General features: G+C 60.0%; 18 protein-coding genes. 5 read left to right on the forward strand and 13 right to left on the reverse strand.

Going from position 1 to position 20,001, the window contains the following annotated elements:
* Positions 1 to 27: 27 nt before the first annotated feature.
* Positions 28 to 1,983 carry a DUF1302 domain-containing protein gene (locus V0R60_RS02095; protein WP_136476061.1) on the reverse strand — a complete coding sequence of 652 codons (1,956 nt, stop codon included), beginning with the start codon at positions 1,981 to 1,983 and terminating at the stop codon, positions 28 to 30.
* Positions 1,984 to 2,066: 83 nt separating this feature from the next.
* Positions 2,067 to 2,633: an RBBP9/YdeN family alpha/beta hydrolase gene (locus tag V0R60_RS02100; protein WP_330078497.1), complete on the reverse strand. Its 567-nt coding sequence runs from the start codon at positions 2,631 to 2,633 to the stop codon at positions 2,067 to 2,069.
* Positions 2,634 to 2,910: 277 nt separating this feature from the next.
* On the opposite strand from V0R60_RS02100, the gene V0R60_RS02105 reads away from it, so the two are divergent.
* Positions 2,911 to 3,918, forward strand: a complete 1,008-nt coding sequence (locus V0R60_RS02105; RefSeq protein WP_330078496.1) for an AraC family transcriptional regulator — start codon at positions 2,911 to 2,913, stop codon at positions 3,916 to 3,918.
* Positions 3,919 to 3,944: 26 nt separating this feature from the next.
* On the opposite strand, the gene V0R60_RS02110 is transcribed toward V0R60_RS02105, so the two are convergent.
* The 7 genes from V0R60_RS02110 to V0R60_RS02140 all read right to left on the reverse strand — a co-directional run bounded on the left by V0R60_RS02110 (position 3,945) and on the right by V0R60_RS02140 (position 10,315).
* Complete coding sequence (locus tag V0R60_RS02110) at positions 3,945 to 4,955, reverse strand: YeiH family protein (protein WP_330078495.1); 1,011 nt, start codon at positions 4,953 to 4,955, stop codon at positions 3,945 to 3,947.
* Positions 4,952 to 5,278, reverse strand: coding sequence for a Rieske (2Fe-2S) protein (locus tag V0R60_RS02115; protein WP_136476058.1), 327 nt, complete (start codon positions 5,276 to 5,278; stop codon positions 4,952 to 4,954). The genes V0R60_RS02110 and V0R60_RS02115 overlap by 4 nt, the downstream gene beginning before the upstream one ends.
* Positions 5,275 to 5,934 carry a DsbA family oxidoreductase gene (locus V0R60_RS02120; protein ID WP_330078494.1) on the reverse strand — a complete coding sequence of 220 codons (660 nt, stop codon included), beginning with the start codon at positions 5,932 to 5,934 and terminating at the stop codon, positions 5,275 to 5,277. The genes V0R60_RS02115 and V0R60_RS02120 overlap by 4 nt, the downstream gene beginning before the upstream one ends.
* Positions 5,931 to 7,253 (reverse strand): MFS transporter, encoded by a 1,323-nt coding sequence (locus tag V0R60_RS02125; RefSeq protein WP_330078493.1) that lies wholly within the window; start codon positions 7,251 to 7,253, stop codon positions 5,931 to 5,933. The genes V0R60_RS02120 and V0R60_RS02125 overlap by 4 nt, the downstream gene beginning before the upstream one ends.
* A 108-nt stretch (positions 7,254 to 7,361) precedes the next feature.
* Entirely contained in the window at positions 7,362 to 8,414 is a 1,053-nt protein-coding gene (locus tag V0R60_RS02130) for a BKACE family enzyme (protein WP_136476055.1), read from the reverse strand.
* 58 nt (positions 8,415 to 8,472) lie between these two features.
* The gene (locus V0R60_RS02135) at positions 8,473 to 9,321 is read right to left on the reverse strand and encodes a TauD/TfdA dioxygenase family protein (protein ID WP_330078492.1); all 849 of its coding nucleotides are present in this window, start codon (positions 9,319 to 9,321) and stop codon (positions 8,473 to 8,475) included.
* Between the two features lie 13 nt (positions 9,322 to 9,334).
* Positions 9,335 to 10,315, reverse strand: coding sequence for a quinone oxidoreductase family protein (locus tag V0R60_RS02140; protein WP_330078491.1), 981 nt, complete (start codon positions 10,313 to 10,315; stop codon positions 9,335 to 9,337).
* A 214-nt stretch (positions 10,316 to 10,529) separates the two neighbouring features.
* On the opposite strand from V0R60_RS02140, the gene pdxR reads away from it, so the two are divergent.
* From pdxR to V0R60_RS02155, 3 genes are all read left to right on the forward strand, one after another.
* Positions 10,530 to 12,029, forward strand: coding sequence for a MocR-like pyridoxine biosynthesis transcription factor PdxR (gene pdxR, locus V0R60_RS02145; protein WP_330078490.1), 1,500 nt, complete (start codon positions 10,530 to 10,532; stop codon positions 12,027 to 12,029).
* Positions 12,030 to 12,141: 112 nt separating this feature from the next.
* Positions 12,142 to 13,203, forward strand: coding sequence for a sugar phosphate isomerase/epimerase family protein (locus tag V0R60_RS02150; RefSeq protein ID WP_330078489.1), 1,062 nt, complete (start codon positions 12,142 to 12,144; stop codon positions 13,201 to 13,203).
* Positions 13,204 to 13,235: 32 nt separating this feature from the next.
* Positions 13,236 to 14,504 carry an MFS transporter gene (locus V0R60_RS02155; RefSeq protein WP_136476050.1) on the forward strand — a complete coding sequence of 423 codons (1,269 nt, stop codon included), beginning with the start codon at positions 13,236 to 13,238 and terminating at the stop codon, positions 14,502 to 14,504.
* A 56-nt stretch (positions 14,505 to 14,560) separates the two neighbouring features.
* On the opposite strand, the gene V0R60_RS02160 is transcribed toward V0R60_RS02155, so the two are convergent.
* Complete coding sequence (locus V0R60_RS02160) at positions 14,561 to 16,462, reverse strand: potassium transporter Kup (RefSeq protein ID WP_136476049.1); 1,902 nt, start codon at positions 16,460 to 16,462, stop codon at positions 14,561 to 14,563.
* Positions 16,463 to 16,582: 120 nt separating this feature from the next.
* The gene (locus V0R60_RS02165) at positions 16,583 to 17,461 is read right to left on the reverse strand and encodes a Dyp-type peroxidase (RefSeq protein ID WP_330078488.1); all 879 of its coding nucleotides are present in this window, start codon (positions 17,459 to 17,461) and stop codon (positions 16,583 to 16,585) included.
* A 148-nt stretch (positions 17,462 to 17,609) separates the two neighbouring features.
* Between V0R60_RS02165 and V0R60_RS02170 the strand changes: the two genes are divergently transcribed.
* Positions 17,610 to 18,503, forward strand: coding sequence for a bile acid:sodium symporter family protein (locus tag V0R60_RS02170; protein WP_136476047.1), 894 nt, complete (start codon positions 17,610 to 17,612; stop codon positions 18,501 to 18,503).
* 40 nt (positions 18,504 to 18,543) lie between these two features.
* On the opposite strand, the gene V0R60_RS02175 is transcribed toward V0R60_RS02170, so the two are convergent.
* The gene (locus V0R60_RS02175) at positions 18,544 to 19,461 is read right to left on the reverse strand and encodes a pyridoxal-phosphate dependent enzyme (protein WP_136476046.1); all 918 of its coding nucleotides are present in this window, start codon (positions 19,459 to 19,461) and stop codon (positions 18,544 to 18,546) included.
* A 31-nt stretch (positions 19,462 to 19,492) separates the two neighbouring features.
* On the reverse strand, positions 19,493 to 19,984 hold the full coding sequence (locus tag V0R60_RS02180; protein ID WP_330078487.1) for a sterol desaturase family protein: 492 nt from the start codon (positions 19,982 to 19,984) through the stop codon (positions 19,493 to 19,495).
* Between the last annotated feature and the right edge of the window lie 17 nt (positions 19,985 to 20,001).

Consider the following 20,001-nt stretch of genomic DNA (forward strand, 5'->3'; position numbering starts at 1 on the left):
TGCGTGATGTCTGGAGGAAGACGTAACTTAAAAGGTGGTTTTGACGGTGAGGTAAAGCGCACCACGGTCCTCGGTGGTTGCACCGCCGCCAGAGAAAGAGGCGTAACCACCGCCGTAGCAGGTGTAATCCTGCTCACCGTCCAGGGCATTGGGTGTCGTGCCATCGGTCTGGCCGTTTTTGCACGACTGGGACTTGCCGAAGCTGTCGACGTACTTGAGGTCGACGAAATACTGGTTGTAGATCGCAGCACCCACGCCGACTGCGTAGTTGCCGGTGTCCTCGGCGCCGCCACCTTGTACCGGCGATACGCCGTCTATACCGACGTTGATCGACAACGGCATGCTCATGTCGACACCCGGCATGACCTGGTACCAGGTCGGGGTGAAGTTGACAGCAATGCCCCAGTTGTCGCGGGTGGGTTTGTCGATACCGCGGTAGCTGCTCTTGCCCTTGTACAAGGCTTCGTTGTGGCCATCGAGCTTGAGCAGGTTGCTGTAGAACAGTTCGCCCAACAGGCTGGCGCTGTCGAAAAATGGTGTGTCACCGATGCTCATCAGACCGTTGAGGGTCCAGTGCAGCGTCTGGCCAGTGGCGCTCAAGCCATCGCCGTCGCTGGGCACGTCATAGACCACACCGCTGCTTGGCGAACGTGGTGGCAACAAACCGAAACCGCCCCCCAGGCCACCCTGTCCGGGTGCGCTGACGATTGCCGGAATGCTGGCCAGCGGCATGTTGTGGCGGATGTTCAGGTCGCTACCGACACTGATGCCACCTACGTCCTTGGACAAGCTCAGACCATAGACGTCGATGTTGTCGGCGTAGGCGAACTGGTAGGTCGGGGTTTGCAGCGAGTTGTAGAGGTTGCCGACGGCGCCCTGCAGGCTTGCCGGTGGCGTACCGAATGGGCCACGGGACACGGTCAGGCCACGGGCGTCCAACCAGGCCTGTGGCAGAATTTCCGAGGTCTTGCGGTAGTAGAAGCCCAGGGTGCCGCCCAACCACTCCGGAGACCACTTGGCCATGACACCCCAATCACCGCGCTTGTCCGGGGTCAGGTCGTGACCACGTCGAATGCTGGTCAACGCTCCTTGGACAGGAATCAGGCCTGGAGTGCCGGTGTGGCCGAGCAGGAAGCTCTGGGCGCCCTCACCCACCAGGTCCGAGCCGCCGTAATAGGTGCCGGCTTCCGGCAGCCTGGCAGCATCCCAATCGAGGAAATACTGGGCGCCGATAGTCAGTTCCGGGTTTACCAGGAAGGAGCCCGAGAGCTGGTTACGTGGCACGAACAGTTCTTTGGCTTCGGTTCCGGGCGACGCGGCCAGTTTCGCCAGGTCCAGGCCCGACTGGCCGTAGCTCAGCGAGTGCACCGGGTTGAGCAGGGTTTCACCCCAGAACAGGTTGTGCTGGCCCAGTTTGCCGCTCAGCTCCGAGCTTTCGCCGATTTCGGTGCGCATGAACACGAAAGCATCCAGCACTTCACCCGACGGGCCACTGTAGTAGCGCTGGGCGTAGTTGCTCAGATGCGGGCTGCCCAAGGGCGTGCCGGTGCCGGGCAGGCCATTGAGGCTTGGGTTGATGCCGGAGGTGTCGCCATTGCCGTTGACAAACGGGTTGGAGTTGGAGCCGGTGTTGTCGTAAGCCTTGTCATACCAACTGGCGGCGCTGACCCGAAAGCCCATGTTGCCCTGGTAGATCACGTCGAGCTCGGTGAGCAGGTCAACACGGTTGGTGATGTTGGTGCCGGCCTTGCGGAAGTTGTAGTCGCCGTCGTTGTTGTTGGGGGTTGCCAACATACGTTTATCGGCACTTTCTGTGCGTACGCCGTAGTTGTACTTGACGGTGTTATCCAGACGCACGGCCCAGTCTTCGCTGCCGGTGTCGAGTTCAAAGGCCTGGGCGCCAGGCAAAGCGAGCAGACTGATGGCGCAGGCCAGCAGGCAGCGCTGTGGGTACACAGCACAGTGAGTGCGATGGTTCGGCATTACGATGACTCCGGTTATTGTTATTGTTTTTTACCGCTCGTCGTTTGCGAGCGTTGGTCAAGCGTCCCTGCGGTACAGCGGGCTCAGCGGTCCAGCGTCTGAATGAAAGTTTCGGCCTGCGGCCAGTGGCCGAATCCTGCCGCGGGGTTGAGATGACCGACGGCGCCCAGTTCGACCAGTTCGCTGCCCCAACCATGGGCCATTGCCCTTACCGCGCCGAGGCTGGCCAGGTGGTCGTTGCTGCTGGCAGCAACGATGCTCGGGAACGGCAACGGGGTGATCGGCAGCGGCGCCCAGCCATTGGCGCGCAGGCTGTCCGGGCTTGGGTAAGCTGCAGGCCACTGCGCCTCAAGGTCGGGTGGTGCAGCCAATAGCGCGCCTTTGATCGGCCGCTGATAGCATGCGGCCCAGTGCGCCACCATGAGCACACCGGCGCTGTGGGCTACCAGCACAACGTCGCCATCGATCTGTTCGAGTTCGCGCTGGATCGCCTCGACCCGCGCCTGGCAGTCAAGGCCATTTATCTGCAACGGTGGTACCGAGCGAACGTTGGCCAGGCGGTTTTGCAGCAACGTCTGCCAATGTTCGGCAACATGATCACGCAAGCCGGGAACGATCAGGACAGTAGCGGCGGTATGCAGTTTTTCCACGTCGACACCCTATGTTCATGACAGTCCGCTCGCAGATATCCCCGAACGGTTCGAGTGCCACAGTAATCACCCCTCCTCCCAGGCGCTTTACATTGAGCGTCAGTGACTTTTCATTTGATGACAGGGCATTGCCCAGGCGACCGAAGCGCCGGCCTGCCGGGGTTTCAAGGCTTTGGTCTTGGTGGTAAACGACTTCTCAATTGGCGACACACAGGCTATAAAAGGTAATCCGCCGCAGAAGCGGGTCGTCTGATGACAATGCGTGGAAAACAATAAAATGACAGCCCTTGTCCGTGCCGCAAGCCTTACCAATTACCTTGAAGTTTCACGTCACTTGGGGCTTAACCCCCATGCGCTGTTGGCCCAGGTTGGCTTGAGTGCCGCCTTGCTCGATGACCCCAACCAGCGCTTGGCAGTCACCAGCGTGATCACCTTGCTAGAAGAGTCTGCCCGGGTCAGCGGCTGTGAAACCTTTGGTCTGCGTATGGCCGAACTTCGGCAACTGTCGGACTTTGGCGAGATCAGCCTGTTGCTCAGTCACCAACGCACCCTGCGCGATGCCTTGCAGGTGATTGTGCAGTATCGACATCTGCTCAATGACGCTTTGGCCATCCACATCGAAGAAGCGGGAAAAACCGTGATCATCCGTGAGGAAGTGGTCAGTGATTTGCCCCATCGCGGTCGTCAGGCCACGGAGCTTGCCATTGGTGTAATGCTGCGCCTATGTGCGGCGCTGCTCGGTGCGCACTGGCGCCCGATCAGCGCCAACTTCACCCACGCAGCGCCCGCCGACCTGGCCATTCACCGCAGGATTTTTGGTTGCAAGCTGCTGTTTGGCAGCGAGTTCAACGGCATCGTTTGCCCGGCTGCCGACCTGGACACTGCCAATCCGTTGGCCAACGAAGCGATGGCCCGCCTGGCCCAGCGTTACCTGGATACGTTGGCTGGCGGCAAGCTGTCGTTGGAGCTGGAGATGCGCAAGACCATCTACTTGCTGCTGCCAATGGGACGGGCAACCATCGAGCAGGTTGCCCAGACCCAGGGTATGAATGTGCGCACCCTGCAAAGGCGCCTTGAGGAATGTGGCGTGACCTTCAGCGACTTGATCAACGGCGTGCGCCGCGACCTGGTGATCCGGTACCTGGAAAACCCCAATTATTCATTGGGGCGGATCGCCGACATGCTTGGCTATTCAATGCCCAGCTCATTTACCCGCTGGTTCATTGCCCAGTTCGGCATGCCGCCGGCCACGTGGCGTTCGCAACATGGCGTGCAGCAGCGCTGAAGGTTCAGCGGTAGGCGCAGTGGGCGTCACAGGCCCCAGTGCATCAGCGCGAGTACCAGTAGCACGAGAAATACCGTTTCACCCACCATCAATGCGATGGGCTTGATGCCCACAGAGGCAAGCTCCTTGAGCTGGGTCTTCATGCCCAAGGCGCTGATAGCAATCACCAGACACCAGCGCGATAACTCGTTGACCCCACCCTGCACTGAGGTAGAAATCCAGCCGGTACTGTTCACGCAGGCCAACAAGACAAAACCTACGGCAAACCATGGCAACAGTGGCGGCCGCTTGCCGGTATCGGCGTCACCTGCGCGGCGGGTAATCATTGCCGCCACGACAATGACCGGCAACAGCATCGCAACCCGCATCAGCTTGACCACTGTGGCAATGTCGCCGGTTTCGGTGGACATGCTATAGCCCGCGCCGACCACCTGCGCCACGTCATGGATCGTGGCGCCGAGAAACACCCCGGCCTGAGACGGCGACAGCTGCAGCCAGCCAGCAATCATCGGGTAGACAATCATCGCCAGGGTCGACAGTGCCGACACACCGATCACGGTGAACAGCGTCGCGTGTTCTTTCTGTTTGTGCGCAGGCAAGGCAGCAGCCAGAGCCAGTGCGGCCGACGCACCACAAATCGCCGTAGCCCCACCGGTAAGCATGCCGAACAAGCGATTGAAGCCCATTGCCTTGGCCACCAGCATCGACACACCGATAGTCACCCCCACAATGATCACCACCAATGCCACCGGCTTCCAGCCAAGGCTGGCAATCTGCTCAAGGGTAATGCGCATGCCCAGCAACGCCACCCCGACGCGCAACACGGTGCGTGCGGTAAATTCAATACCCGCCTTGCAACGTCCATCGGTAGACAGAAAATTCAACGCCATGCCCAGCAACAGGGCAAACAACATGACTGGCGCGCCATAGTGTTCGCTGAGAAAACTGGCAGCGGCAGCGGCGATCAGGCTGACGATGAAACCCGGTGCCAGCTCGCGCACGCGATGGTTAACGGCGGCAATTGCGACAGCGGTCATTGGCCGGCCTCCTCGGTGTCGACAACGATGAACAGCTGTTCGCCTTCACACTCCACCGGGTAACTAGCGACCTTGAGTTGCGTGGAGTTGAGCAGGTAGCCGCTGGCCAGATCGAAGCGCAGGCCATGGGCGCAACACTGAATGACCCGTCCGTCCAGGCGTCCCCCACAGAGCGAAGCGCCTTGGTGTGGGCAGCTGTCATCGATGGCATAAAAATGGTCAGCGACGTTGAACAGCGCCAGGCTTTTGTCTTCGAACGTCAGCAACGCTCGGCCACCCCGCGCGGGTACCTTGGCCGATGGCACAGGATATCGGTAGCTCATGCCAGCGCCACCTGATCCACTGCCAGTGCTTCAAGCATGACGTCAAACAAGACTTCGGCAGGTTGCGCACCACTCACTTCCAACAGCTGGTTGAAACGAAAAAATGGAACACCAGCACTGGCACGGTGGTTGCTACTCATGAACGGACTGGCGTCCCCGCGCAAGCAGTCAGCAACCTGACCCGGTTCCAGGTCACAGCTGCGTGCAATCTTGAGCAAAGTAATGGGATCACCCAGGTCCTTGCCATGCTGGAAATAGGCTGCGAACAGCTGCGCCAGAAGTTGCTCGGCACGTTGCGGTTGCCCCAGCGCTACGGCGCGCTGCAACAAGCGGTGTGCATCACCCGTGTTGGGCATGCGGCAAATACGGGAAAAATCAATATTGACGCCGACGGCCTCGGCCGCCGCACGCACCTGCGCCTGACGCTGACGCACAGCCTCATCGCTTCCCAGGCGCTTGCGGTAAAACGCCTCGAACGGTTGACCGGTCCTGGCCATGTCAGGCAGCAGTTGCACGCCTTGCCAATGCAAGGTGACTTCAACGTCTGGCTGTTCCAGGCGCAATTGTTCAAGCGCAACCTGCAGGTTACGTTGACCAATCAGGCACCAGGGACAAATAAAGTCGATAAATACTTCAATGGACAACGCTTGCTTCACGGTTTTACCTCCTGAATCTGCGCCGCGTCAGGCGCTGTCTGTTGCAGCCCCTCCAGACGGGCCATGTCGCTGTGATAGTGACGCTTGGCAATAAAGAACACCACAGCAGCACCGATGCTGATCAGAGGCACGAGCTGGAAGGCAGCGTGCAAGCCGATCACGTCGGAAACCCGCCCGGTAATCAGAGGCCCGGTGGCCAGCCCCAGCAGGTTGTTGGCCAGGGTCAAGGTGGCAAAGGCCGTACCGTGAACCGAGTAATGCGTAAGGTTGGCAACCATGGCACTGGATGGCCCGTTGGTGCCTGCCGCAATCATCATGCCCAGGCAGATCAGCACCAGTTGCGCGGTGCCCGAAGGCAAGGCAAACGCCAGCGACAACAACAGGCAACTGCCCAGGCAGTAGCCGATTGCCAGGCTGATCTTGCGATCCGGACGCTGCCGGCCCAGGCGGTCACACAGCATGGCGCAGAGGATCATGCCGATACCGCTGCACAGGACGATGATGGCAGCCACTACACCGGCTTTATCCGTGCCCATTTCGTAATAGCGGTTCAGATAGCTGGGCATCCACACGATGACCGTGCCACCGACGAACAGTTGCAGGCCGCTGGCAACGTAGGCTGCAATCACCGAACGACTACCGTAGAGAGTGTGCAATGGCCGAGCGATCTTGCATGGCGTGGCATTGGCGCGTTTCGGGGCAATTTTTGCTTCTTTGACGATCAACGGATACAGCAACGCCAGCAACAGGCCAAATAGCGCCATGCCGGCGAACGCCCACCGCCAGCCGAAATGCTGGGCCATCACCCCACCCAGCGCCATACCCAGCACCGAGCCGAACATGCCGCCGGCCATGAAGGCGCCGGCCAGAGTTGCGCGCATATCACGGGGAAATACCGCGACGACAACAGCGATACCGACGCTGCCATAGGCGGCTTCACCGACACCGACCAGAAAACGAGCGATGAACATTTGCTGGTAGTTTTCTGCCAGGGCGCAACCCAGGGTCGCCAGGCTCCAGAGCACGGCCATCAACACCAGGCTTTTCACCCGCCCGAAGCGGTCGGCCATCAATGACAACGGGAAAGTCAGCAGCCCGACCATCAGGGCGACGATGCCACTGAGCAATCCGAGCTGGCTATCGCTCAGGGCCCATTCGCCCTTGAGCAGCGGAAATACGGCGTTGAGCACTTGGCGCGACATGTAGTCGGAAATCAGCAGGCCAAAGGTCAAGGCAAAGACAATCCAGGCATAGCGCCGTGGAATGCCACGTGAAGTGTCGGCACCATCATCTGTGGTGCTGGCGATATAGGCGGCCATGCTGGCTCCTCTGTTGTCTGGGCTAAGTCTTGTTGTTATGGAAGCCTGACTAACAGCGCTGTGGACTGTGGCGGGTCGGCGCCGGGGTGGCGGGCCGACCCTCTCCGGTCAGCCGCGCTGTGGCACACCCTTGTGACCCGGCAGGCGGTTTGGCGCCATTCCGTTAGCTTTGAGTGTTTCTTCGATGCTGCTGTACTGCTGGCCGATGCGATAAATGGCACGGGCTTCTTTACCGGTCGCGATTTCGCGGCCCAGCTCATGGGCAACGCGCACGGTTTGCTGGATCTGCTGCACTGATGTGAAGCGCTTGCCCTGGTGATCGATGATGGTGTCTTCGTTGCCGCAACGCGGGTGCAGCCCCATAGCCAAGGCCATGGTGTTGAATGGCAGCACGTTTTTGAGCAGCGATTCGGCAGTCAAGGTGCAACCATCGGGCGCGCGGTGAATGAAGTTGAAGAAGTTGAACGGATTAGGGCCGTCGAAACCGCCGCCGATGCCGATCCAGGTCAGGTTCATCGGGCCCATGTAATCACCACGACGCACGATGCGCTCGAGGGTTTCCAGGGCATGCATGCCGGTCAACTGGAAGTGCGGCTGAATATTGCTTGCCTGCAGGCGGCGCAGGTGTTCACGAACCCAGGCAGGTCCGGCGGGCACAGTCATTTCGCTGTACGCGGCCTGAATCGCAGGGTGCGCCAGGGAGGTGCCTTCCAGGTATTCCGGATACAGCAGCTCCATGATGTTCATTTGCGTGGTGTTGATCGCCACGGTGACCTGGTCGGGCTTGGGCGTCAGGTCGGCGAGCATGTGGCGGGTATCGTCGGACAACCATTTGGCCGCTTCGCCATCGCTTTCCGGTGCGAAGGAAATCGAGCCGCCCACCTGGATGATCATATCCGGCACGGCTTCACGTACACCGGCAATCAGTTCGTTGAATTTCGACAGGCGCTTGGAGCCTTTGCCATCGAGTTCGCGCACATGCAGATGGAGCACGGTGGCACCGGCTTCATAGCAGTCGACGGCCTTTTGGACTTGTTCGTCCATGGTCAGCGGAATGTCTTCGGGAAAGTCCTCTGGCATCCATTCCGGGCCATAGGGGGCGACGGTGATAACCACCTTTTCCATGTTTTCCGGGTGCAACGAATCGTCGAAGAATTGCATGCTGTAGTCCTCGGTCTTGTTATTGTCTTGTGCCCGCTGTGCAGCGGATCTGTAGTGCTTAGAAAGTGCGGTCGCCCTTGATCCCGGCGCGTTCCATCTTGCGGTGGCAAGCGGGGTAGTCCATGACCGCGTAGTGCTGGGTGCTGCGGTTGTCCCAGATCGCCACGCTGTTGGGCTTCCAGCGCCAGCGCACCTGATACTCGGGCAGATACGCCTGGCTGATCAGGTAACGCAGCAGATCGGAGGCACCAGGGTTGGCGTCCTGACCAAAGCGCACCCGCTGCGGGGTGTGGTAGTTACTGAAGTGCGTGGTGAACGCGTTGACGAACAACACCTGCTCGCCGGTTTCCGGGTGGGTCCGCACCACCGGGTGTTCGGCGTCAGGGAATTGCGCCTTGAGCGCCAGGCGCTTTTCCAGTGGCATTGCCGCGCCGAAACTCGATTCAATGCTGTGGCGTGCGCGCAGGCCTTCGATCTTCTGCTTCACGTCCTCGGGCAGATTCTGGTAAGCCAGAACCATGTTTGCCCACATGGTGTCGCCGCCTACGGGTGGGCACTCAACACAGCGCAATACACAGCCCATGGGCGGCGCTTCGCGCCAAGTGGCATCGGTGTGCCAGGCGTTCTCGTAGCGGTCGGCAGGCTGGTCCGGACGCTTGTAGATCTGCACCAGGCCCGGGTGCTTCGGGTCGCTGCCGGCCACCGGATGGTCTTCCAGGTCGCCGAAGCGCCGGGCGAAGGCCACATGCTCGGCACGGCTGATGTTCTGATCACGCAGGAATAGCACCCGGTGCTTGAGCAACTGCGCACGCAGTTGCTCGAAGAGGTCGTCATCGTGCACCGCATCAGCCAGGTTGACCCCGGATACTTCTGCGCCGATGGCGCAGGTCAGTTGTTCGATGTGCATGCTGCTGCCCTCTTCAGATGACGAAGATCGACGAACCGGTGGTCTTGCGCGCTTCCAGGTCACGGTGGGCCTGGACGGCATCCTGCAATGCATAGTGCTGGTTGATCTCGATCTTGATCCGGCCGCTGCTGACATGATCGAACAGCTCACCGGCAAGGTCGGCTTTTTCCGCCGGGTCGGCGATGTAGTCGGCCAATGCCGGACGGGTCAGGTGCAACGAGCCCTTCATCGCCAGAATCTGCGGGTTGAACGGTGGAATCGGGCCAGACGCCGTCCCCACGCACACCATCAGGCCGCGACGCTTGAGCGAGTCCAGGGAAGCTTCGAAGGTGGTTTTGCCGACGCTATCGAACACCACGTTGGCGCCAACCCCGTCGGTCAGCTCACGCACGCGCTTGGCGACGTCTTCATGGCTGTAGTTGATGGTGTGGGTGCAACCGTGGGCCTTGGCCACTTCGGCTTTGGCATCAGTAGACACCGTACCGATCACGTTGATGCCGAGCAGGCGTGCCCACTGCGAAACGATCAAGCCGACGCCACCGGCGGCAGCGTGCAGCAAAATCGTGTCACCTGGCTTGAAGTCATACATGCGACGCATCAGATAGGCCGACGTCAGGCCCCGCATGGTCATGGCCGCTGCGGTTTCGAAGGCGATGGTTTCTGGCAGTTTAATCAGTGACGCGGCGCCGATCAGGCGTTCGGTGCAATAGGCGCCGAGGGTATTGAGAAAACCGGTGTAAGTCACACGGTCGCCCACCGCTACGTTGCTGACACCCTCACCGACTGCTTGCACCACGCCGGCTGCCTCCACACCCATGCCGTTAGGCATCGGGATCGGGTAAGTGCCATTGCGAAAATAGGTGTCTGCGTAGTTGAGGCCAACAGCGACCTGACGCAGGCGGACTTCGCCCGGACCAGGTTCGCCAACCTCGGCATCCTCGTAGCGCAATACTTCGGGACCGCCGGGCTCATAGAAGCGTACGACTTTGGACATTCTTGTCACTCCAATCATCGATCTGGACGCAGTGCGTCAATTCTTGTTGATTGGACTCTATGCGCAACGTGTGCAGGGTGCTTCTCATCCGGCGACAAGGGTTTTTCATTTCATGACACGGCCTGCACCGCTGGCCGCTTACGGGGCTTTCTCGTAGGATGGCCAGGAGTGTGCCTGTCACCCTGCCCCCTGTCACCTTGCCTGTGAGCGTCGAATGAAGTCCCCTGCCGGTTTACTGCTGTCGGGTATTGAACTGGATCGGGAAAGCACCACCCCGCTTTACCGCCAGCTCTACCTGCAGATACGCAAACAGATTCTCACCGGACGCCTGCAGGGGGGCATTCGCTTACCGTCGACGCGTACCCTGAGCCAGGAACTGGGTCTTTCGCGCATTACCCTGCTCAATGCCTTCGATCAACTGATCGCAGAGGGTTTCCTGGTTTCGCGCACCGGTGCCGGAACCTATGTCGGCAATGAATGGGATCGCTCGGGGCAGGCCGACACGCCACAACCACCGTCGGCGCCGCAGCTGTCCGACCTCAGCCAGTCAATGCTGTCGTTACGCAGCCACCATTTTCGCGGCGTTTCGTATGCCCACTACAGCTCAGATACACCCACTTCGTTCCTGCCCAGTCACGGTGCATTCGAAGCCTTCCCGCAGCATATTTGGAAGCGCCTGATCAACCGTCATTTGCAAAAACCGAGCAAGGCCTTGCTCGGCTACGGTGAGCTGCTGGGCCTTGAGGGGTTGCGCCAAGCCATTGCCGAGTATGTGTTCGATGCCCGCGGTATCGACTGCAGCGCGCAACAGGTGGTCATCGTCTCCGGCGCGCAGCAAGCCTTCAATCTGTTGGCGATGCTCTTGCTCAACCCCAATGACCCGGTGTGGATGGAGGACCCGGGGCATATCGCTGCGCGCATCGCCTTCCAGGCCCAAGGGTGCCAGGTGGTGCCGGTACGTATCGATGAGCAGGGAATCGATGTGCAACAGGGCATCGCTGATGGCCCCGATGCGCGCCTTGTGTTCACCACGCCCTCGCGCCAACATCCGTTGGGGGTGAACCTCAGCCACAATCGGCGGGTAGAGCTGATCGATTGGGCCGCGCGCAACCAGCGCTGGGTCATCGAAGACGATTGTGACAGCGAGCTGCGCTACAGCGGTCGGCAGTTACCGGCGCTGTTCGCCATGGACCACAGCGATCGGGTGATCTACGTCGGCACGTTCAGTAAAGTGCTGTTTCCGTCGTTGCGCCTGGGTTACGTGATTCTCCCCCAGGCGCTGGTCGAGCCGTTCTGCACCATTCGCGCGGTGATGGATCGCAGCCCACCCACCTTGCTGCAGGCCGTGACGGCCGACTTCATGAGCGAAGGCCACTTCATCGGTCATATCCGGCGCATGCGTGCCCTCTATCACGCGCGTCAGCAATGCCTGATTGCCGAGCTTGAGCGCAGGCTCGGACAATTCTTCAAGATCGCGCCGGTGGACGCCGGCATGCATTTGATTGCCTGGTTGCCGGAGCATCTGGATGACCAGGAAATCGCCCGTCAACTGGCCCAGCAAGGGGTGCATACCTACGCCCTGAGCGACTACTGCGTGCAGCGCTACCTTCCCCCTGCCCTTTTGATCGGTTTTGCCGGTACCGCGCAAGACCAGGCACAAGCCAAGGTCAATGCGCTGGTAAACGCGCTCAAAGCCGTGGGCCAGCCGCTGTGATCCACGGCCAGTGGTCTTAACAATTACTTTTTAATGGATCTATCGAGTGTTCCCCACCGGCGCGATAAAGAACGCGCCGGTAGAACCGGTGCCCGCACCAGGAACGACTCGAATGAATGCTATCCAAGAACGCTTCACCCGGTTGCTCGATAACAAGACTAATGGCGCTGCAGCGCCGGTGCTGTTAACCCGTAACCTTTGCCTGCGACTGATCGAGCGAATCGATCAGGTTCGTCTGTTCGCCCATGCCTACCCCTTGCTTACCAACCTCACCCACGGGCGCCTGACGCCCTTTGACCTGCTCGATTTTGCCTACCGCCATGAACTCAAGGGCTTGAGCCTGCACATGCTCGATGGCGAGCACAACAGCCTCTCGCAGATGAACACCGAGCAACTGCGCGCTTTCGCCGACAAGGCTCGCCAGCTCGACCTTGAGGTCCATGTGGAAATCAGCAGCACTTTGAAAGCGGAGGTCGATGCGGTGATCGCCGTCGCCAACGCTATCGGCACCCGCAACATTCGCGTGTACTCACGCTACGAGGGCGCGCTGTCGCAGGTCATGGACACCATCGCCGGGGACCTGCACTACCTTGGCCAACAGGCTGATGCCCACGACCTGTATTTCGACTTCGAACAACATGAAGAACTCAAGAGCGATGAGATCGCCCGCTTGCTCAAGCAGGCCAACCACCCGCGCCTGCATGCATTGTTCGACTTCGGCAACATGATCAATGCGTGCGAACAACCGCTGCAGGCCCTGGCAAACCTGGCCCCGTACATTCGCCAAGTGCACCTCAAAGGCGTGCGTGTGGTCCCTGAAGTGAACGGCTTTGGCCACTACGGGGTGCTCCAGGGCAGCGCCGAAGACGACCTGCCCAGCCCGCGCATGGTGTTCGAACTGTTGATGCTCGGTGCACAGCACCCCCAGGTGATCGCCTTCATTCTCGAGCAGGAAAACCACTACATCGCTCCGGCGTTCCGCCACGCCAACGAACCTACCGACCCCTTCATTGCCTACCGCGAAATGAGCGATACGCCCCTGCCCGTCGGCTTCACCCTCGAGCAGATGCTGGCCGGCGAACAGCGCTGGGCCAACAACCAGGTCAGTTACGTCAAGGGCCTGCTCGCTGAACTGCGCACCCTGGCCGAACTGAGCCTGGACACGCGTGCCTGACACCGCGCCCCCACTACGCCTGGAGAATAACAATGACTGCGCAAGACAAGGCCAAATGGTTCAAATTCCTCATCCTGATCCTCGGTGGCGGCACCATTTACAAGCTCGCCAACCTTAAGGACGCGTTCTACGTTCCGATGCAAACCTTCATGGGTTTGTCCCATACAGAAATTGGCTTGCTGCTCAGTGCCAACGCTGTCATCGCCACTGGCCTGTTTGTGGTAGGTGGCCTACTGGCCGACCGTTTCGACACCCGTAAACTGATCCCGGTAGGCCTGCTCGGTACCGGCGCGCTGGGCCTGTACCTGGCGACGTTCCCGCCGTTCAGCAGTTTGATGATTGTGTTTTGCCTGCTGGCGGTGTGCGCCGACTGCATCTATTGGCCGGCGTTGCTTAAGGCCATTCGTGGCCTGGGCAATGACAAGGAACAGGGGCGACTGTTCGGTCTTCTTGAAGGCGGGCGCGGCGTGGTAGATACCCTCGTAGCGTTTTCGGCGCTGGGTGTGTTCATTGCCATGGGCGCGGCTGAAGCGGGCCTGAAAGCGGCCATTGTCTTCTATTCGCTGATCGACATCGGTGCTGGCGCGCTCACCTGGTTCTTGCTCAAAGGCACGCAGAGCACAACCCCGGTCGTTGCAAAGAAAAACCCGCTGTCCAATCTGCTTGAAGCCATCAAGGTGCCGGCGATCTGGTTGGTCAGTTGCAACGTGTTCATGGTCTACATCGTTTATTGCGGCCTGACCTACTTCATTCCCTACCTCAAGGAAGTCTACGGGTTGCCGGTAGCGCTAGTCGGTGCCTACGGCATCATCAACCAGTACATGCTGAAGATTCTTGGCGGGCCAGCGGGTGGTTTTCTTGCCGACAAACAGTTCAGAAGCCCTAGCCGCTATCTGAAATGGGCCTTCCTGGCGCTGCTGCCAATGATGGCGATCATTCTCATAGTGCCCAAGAGCCCCGGCTACATCTACGCAGGCATGGCCGCGACGCTGTCCTTTGCCTTTATCGTTTTTTCGATGCGTGGCGTGTTCTGGGCCCCCATGGGCGAGGTGGGGATCCCTTCGCACATTACCGGATCGGCCTTCGGTATTGGCTGCCTGATCGGCTACGCCCCCGGCATGTTTGCCTACGTGGGTTACGGCGCCATTCTTGATCATTTTCCCGGGCAGCAGGGTTACAACTACGTGTTCATGACCATGATGGGCCTGGCGGCAGTGGGCTTCGTGGTTGCCGGTTTGATGCACCGATTGGTGCGCAGCAATGCACAACGTGTCGGCGTGCAGGCACAAGCTGTGGTGTAAGCGATCGCGGGGCATGCCGCTTCTACCGTTGCAGGCGCGGCTTGCCCCGCGGTAAATCACATCTCCACCTGCGTCCCCAACTCAATCACGCGGTTGAGTGGCAGGTTGAAGTACTTCAGATTGCTGTTGGCATTTTTCAACAAGAACGCGAACAGCCCCTCACGCCAACGCGCCATGCCCATGCGTTTGGTCGGTATCACCGTTTCGCGGCTGAGGAAATAGGTGGTCCCCATCGGGCTGAAATCCAGCTCAGGCACATGGCACAGTTGTAGTGCGGCCGGTACATCGGGCTCCTCGATAAAACCGAAGTTGAGGTTGACCCGGTAGAATCCATCACCAAAGTCCTGCACCTCGAAACGCTCCGAGACCGGCACGCGCGGACGATCCTGCGACACCACCGTCAACAGCACCACCCGTTCATGCAGCACCTGGTTATGCAGCAAGTTGTGCAGTAAGGCATGCGGCACCGCATCGGCACGGGCAGTGAGGAACACAGCAGTACCCTGCACCCGGTACGGCGGCTGCGAGCGGATGCTGCTGATAAACAGCGGCAGCGGCAAGGCAGACTCGTCCAGGCGCTCGACGATGATCTTGCGTCCACGTTTCCAGGTGGTCATGAGGATGAACAAGGCAATACCGGCGATGACCGGGAACGCACCACCCTGGAAGATTTTCGGTGCGTTGGCGGCGAAGTACAGGCTGTCGACCACAAGGAAACTCAACAGCAGCGGCACCGCCAGCCAGCGCGGCGCTTTCCACAACAACAGCACCACCGAGGCCGAGAGCAACGTGGTGATCAGCATGGTTCCGGTCACTGCGACTCCATAAGCCGCGGCCAGAGCACCGGAAGACTCGAAACCGATGACCAACAGCACCACACCGACCATCAACGCCCAGTTAACCGTGCCGATGTAGATCTGCCCTTGCTCCTGGCTTGAAGTGTGCTGGATGAACATGCGCGGCACGTAGCCGAGCTGGATGGCCTGGCGGGTCAGCGAGAATGCCCCGGAGATAACCGCCTGGGAGGCAATGATGGTCGCCAGAGTGGCGAGACCGACCATGGGTAGCAAGGCCCAGCTCGGCGCCAGTAGATAAAACGGGTTACGCACCGCGTCTGGATTGCCAAGAATGAGTGCGCCCTGACCGAAGTAGTTGAGCACCAGCCCGGGCAACACCAGCAGTATCCAGGCACGGGCAATAGGCTTGCGGCCAAAGTGGCCCATGTCGGCGTAAAGCGCCTCGGCCCCGGTCAAGGCCAGAACCACGGCCCCAAGTATGGCCACGCCGATACCCGGATGCACCACGAAAAAATGCACCGCCCAGGCGGGATTGAGGGCCAACAGCACTTCCGGGCGCTGGACAATGCCATAGATACCCAATGCGCCCAGCACACTGAACCACAGCACCATAATCGGCCCGAACAATATGCCCAAGCGCGCGGTCCCGTGCTTCTGGATCAGAAACAGGCCGACCAGTACCACTAGAGCAATGGGCACCACCCAATGCTCGATACCCTCGAAGGCCAGTTGCAAACCTTCGACTGCCGAGAGCACCGAGATCGCGGGGGTGATCATGCTGTCGCCGTAAAATAACGCAGCACCGAACAAACCGAGCAGCACCAACACCCGACTCAAACGCGGGTAAGGTGCCGCCGCGCGCCGGGCCAGCGCGGTCAGCGCCATGATGCCACCCTCACCCTGATTGTCGGCGCGCAACACGAACAACACATACTTGATGGTCACCACCCAGATCAGCGACCAGAACACCAGTGACAGAACGCCCAGCACACCGTCATGGTTGGCCTGCACACCGTAATGACCGGCGAACACCTCTTTGAGGGTGTACAACGGGCTAGTGCCGATATCGCCATAGACCACACCGACAGCGGCGACCAGTAGACTAAGTGACGAGGTTTTTACGGAGGAATGGGCTGTTGCGGAAGATACGGCTTGGCTCACGGCAGGACGTCTCGAACGAAGTACCCGGCCAGTATCGCTACACCGGCGCAGGCGCTTCGTAAAAAGTCCGTAAAATTTTCTTACAAACTGACTGCTGGCCTCCGCGACCGCAGTGGCGGATTAGCTGAGCAAGGCGCTGAGGTCGAGCCCGTGCGCAGCCAGTGGCGGGCACCAGTAGTAGCCGCCAGTGAGTGGACGACTGAAGCGGTACAAGGCATCGACCACGCCATCTTCCAAGCCGCTCATACGCCGCAATTGAACTTCAAAAGCGTCGAAGGAATAACCAAAGGCAAGAAACGCCAGGCCCGCTCCACGCTCATCTGCCCATGGCATCGAACGACGTACGATAAACGCCTCGGGATCAAAGCTTTCCTGGGCTGTACGTTTGACGTGTGCCGATTCCGGCGCTTCTTCCAATTCTTCGTTGTCGGCCTTGCGGCGGCCAATAATGTCGTCCTGCTCAGTTTGTGGCAGCGCCTTGAAGCAATCCAAGTCATGGCGCCACAGCTGAAAGGCAGCAAAGCTCGATCCGCTCATACCGGGAATATCCGTCGCCAGGATGGCCGCATCGACCGCAGCGTCTTCTACCGGGTTTTCGGTACCGTCCTCATAACCGGTCAAGTCAAAGCCGGTCTTGTGGCGGAAGGCATCTGTAGCCTCGACCAGCGTGAAGGCCGCTGCCAGCAGCTTTTCCAGTGCCTGGCTGAGCAACCACAGTTCACCGCGATCTTCGCCACGCACCCACAGCCACAGGTCATGCTGGGTGCACGGGTTGTCTACTGCTGCGGCCAATTGCGGAAATGGACGCAGGCCATCGATGGAGCGGCCCAGCGCTTGCACCAGCGGCGCACCAAAACCCGCCACCACACGGCTGCCATCCACATGTTGCTGCAGCGCATCGAGGGCGCCCGCCAATGCGGCCGGTGTGTGCAGTGTGAAAAACAGATGACGGGCTTGAGCGGGAACGGGGGCGGCAAGAATGCCTGGCTGAAACTGCATCGCAGATATGATCCTTGAGTAAAGCGCGAATGCTACTGCTTGGGCGCGGGGTCCACAAGCGCGGCGGCTTGACGCAGGACAGGGTAAACAACACAGGCCAGATTCCTCGCCTACACTGCCGTTCATCCCCTTTTTTCGAGTCTTCGAGATGACTGCATCGCCATTGCTCAGTGCATTTCTACCGCTTGCCCTGGGCTTCATCATGCTGGGTTTGGGCCTGACCTTGACCCTGGCCGACTTCGCTCGGGTGGTTAAATTCCCTAAACCCGTGGTGATCGGCCTGGCCTGCCAGATCTTGCTGTTGCCTTTTATCTGTTTTTTGATTGCCAAAGGTTTTGGCTTGGCCCCGGCCCTGGCAGTGGGCCTGATGCTGTTGGCCGCCTCACCCGGCGGCACCACCGCCAACCTGTTCAGCCATCTGGCCCATGGTGATGTCGCCTTGAATGTGACCCTGACCGCGGTCAACTCACTGATTGCGATTCTGACTATGCCACTGTTGGTCAACCTGGCACTGGCGCACTTCATGACGGCAGACCAGGCCATCCCCCTGCAATTTGCCAAGGTGCTGCAGGTGTTTGCCATCGTGCTGGTGCCGGTAGCCCTGGGTATGCTGATTCGTCGCCTGGCACCCGGGTTTGCGGCACGCATGGAACGTCCCATGAAGATCATTGCCGCCTTGTTCCTGCTGTTCACCGTGATTCTGGCGCTGGTCAAGGACTGGCAAACAGTCCTCGACTACGCCCCCGTAGTGGGTGGCGCAGCCTTGCTGTTCAACGTCTTGAGCCTGGGCATCGGTTACTGGCTGCCGCGTGTGCTGAAAATCCCCAAGCGCCAGGCGATAGCCATCGGCATGGAGATCGGCATTCACAACGGGACCTTGGCCATCGCCCTGGCGCTGGCTCCTTCCCTGCTCAACAACTCAACCATGGCTATCCCGGCGGCGATCTACAGCTTGATCATGTTCTTCACGGCAGCAGTGTTTGGCTGGTGGGTCAGCCGCAGTCCGGAACCGACGGTAGTGGCGGATATGTCCCGGGACTGAAACCCGCTACTTTCCAGCGTCGGTTCGCCGTACCGCGAAACTACGCGGTCGTCCGCCACTGGCGGATCTGGTCGATTGTCGCGGTCACGCCCCCGCACACCACCACCAACACCCGGCTATAGCGCTTGAGTGTTTCGCTCGGCGCATAGGCCAGTGCCAGTGCCGCGCCACAGGCGGGCTCGACCAGAATGCGCTGGTCTGAAAGGAAACGTTCGCACGCATCAAGCGCATCCTGGTCACTGACCACATGGCTATACACCACGCGCTCCTGGCTCCATTCGAATGCGCGCTTACACACCTGCTTGGCCGCAAGCGAAGTGGCGACGGTCTGCACACTGTCCAACGCTACCCAGGCTTTCTGCGCCATTGCCGCGGCCAGCGATGCGGCCCCTGCGGTTTCCACCGCAAATACCGGCACTTGATTCCAACCATTGCGGGCCAGGCCTTCGCACACCCCGGAGAGTAGACCTCCACCGCCGACCGCAACCACTACGGCATCGGGCTTGAAGCCGCTGATGGCGACTTCATCGATCATGCTCGCATGACCTTGCCACAGCAGCGGATCATCGAAAGGATGGATGTAGGCATCGTCGTCACCCAGCAGCGACAACGCCAACGCGTTGGCCTCATGCCAGGCCTTGCCATGGACGATGACCTCAGCCTGCTCCTGGCGAATCAGCTGTTTGGCCCGCTCGGTGGTGGTTTCCGGGACAACCACGGTAACAGCAAGGCCCAGGCTGCGGCCGGCGTAAGCTACGGCGATACCGGCGTTGCCGCCCGATGAGGAAACGAAACGGCGCTTGCCTTGACTGGCATAGGTCTCGCAGGCCAGGCCAATGCCGCGCAACTTGAACGAGCCGCTGGGCTGCAAGGCATCCAATTTCAGCCAGATGTCCAGCCCGCTGGCCAGGCTCAGTGGCCGCGATGCCAACAGCGGGGTTTCGATATGCAGGCTCATGCACTTACTCCATGTAGGGAACAGTTCCAGCCTACGCTGAAGGCGCAGGGTAGTCTTGTACAGCGTTGCGGCGCTTGCGCAACTGACGCTTGAGTCTGTGCATGGGCGGTGCATAGAGGAAGCCGAACGAGACGCTGTTGTCCCGTCCCTTGAGCGCATGGTGCAGCAAGTGCGCCTTGTACAGGCGCTTGAGGTAACGGTTGCGCGGCAATGGCTTGAATGGCCAGTGCCGATGCACGATGCCGTCATGAACGATCACATAGATCACCCCGAACGCCGCCACCCCAGCCCCTACCCACTGCAACGGTGCATGCCCGGCCCGGCCCACGGCCACCAGGGCGAAGGCGATCAGCGCCAATGCCAGCAAGTAGATGTCGTTGGTTTCCAGCGCACCAAGATGGGGCTCGTGGTGCGAACGATGCAGGAACCAACCCCAGCCATGCATGATGTAGCGATGCGCCAGGTAACCGATAGCTTCCATGGCCGTCAGGGTGCAGAGAAAAACAGCGAGGTTGAGGATCATGGGTATATCTATCGGCG

This window comes from Pseudomonas auratipiscis (assembly GCF_036324085.1).
Lineage (GTDB): Bacteria > Pseudomonadota > Gammaproteobacteria > Pseudomonadales > Pseudomonadaceae > Aquipseudomonas > Aquipseudomonas auratipiscis.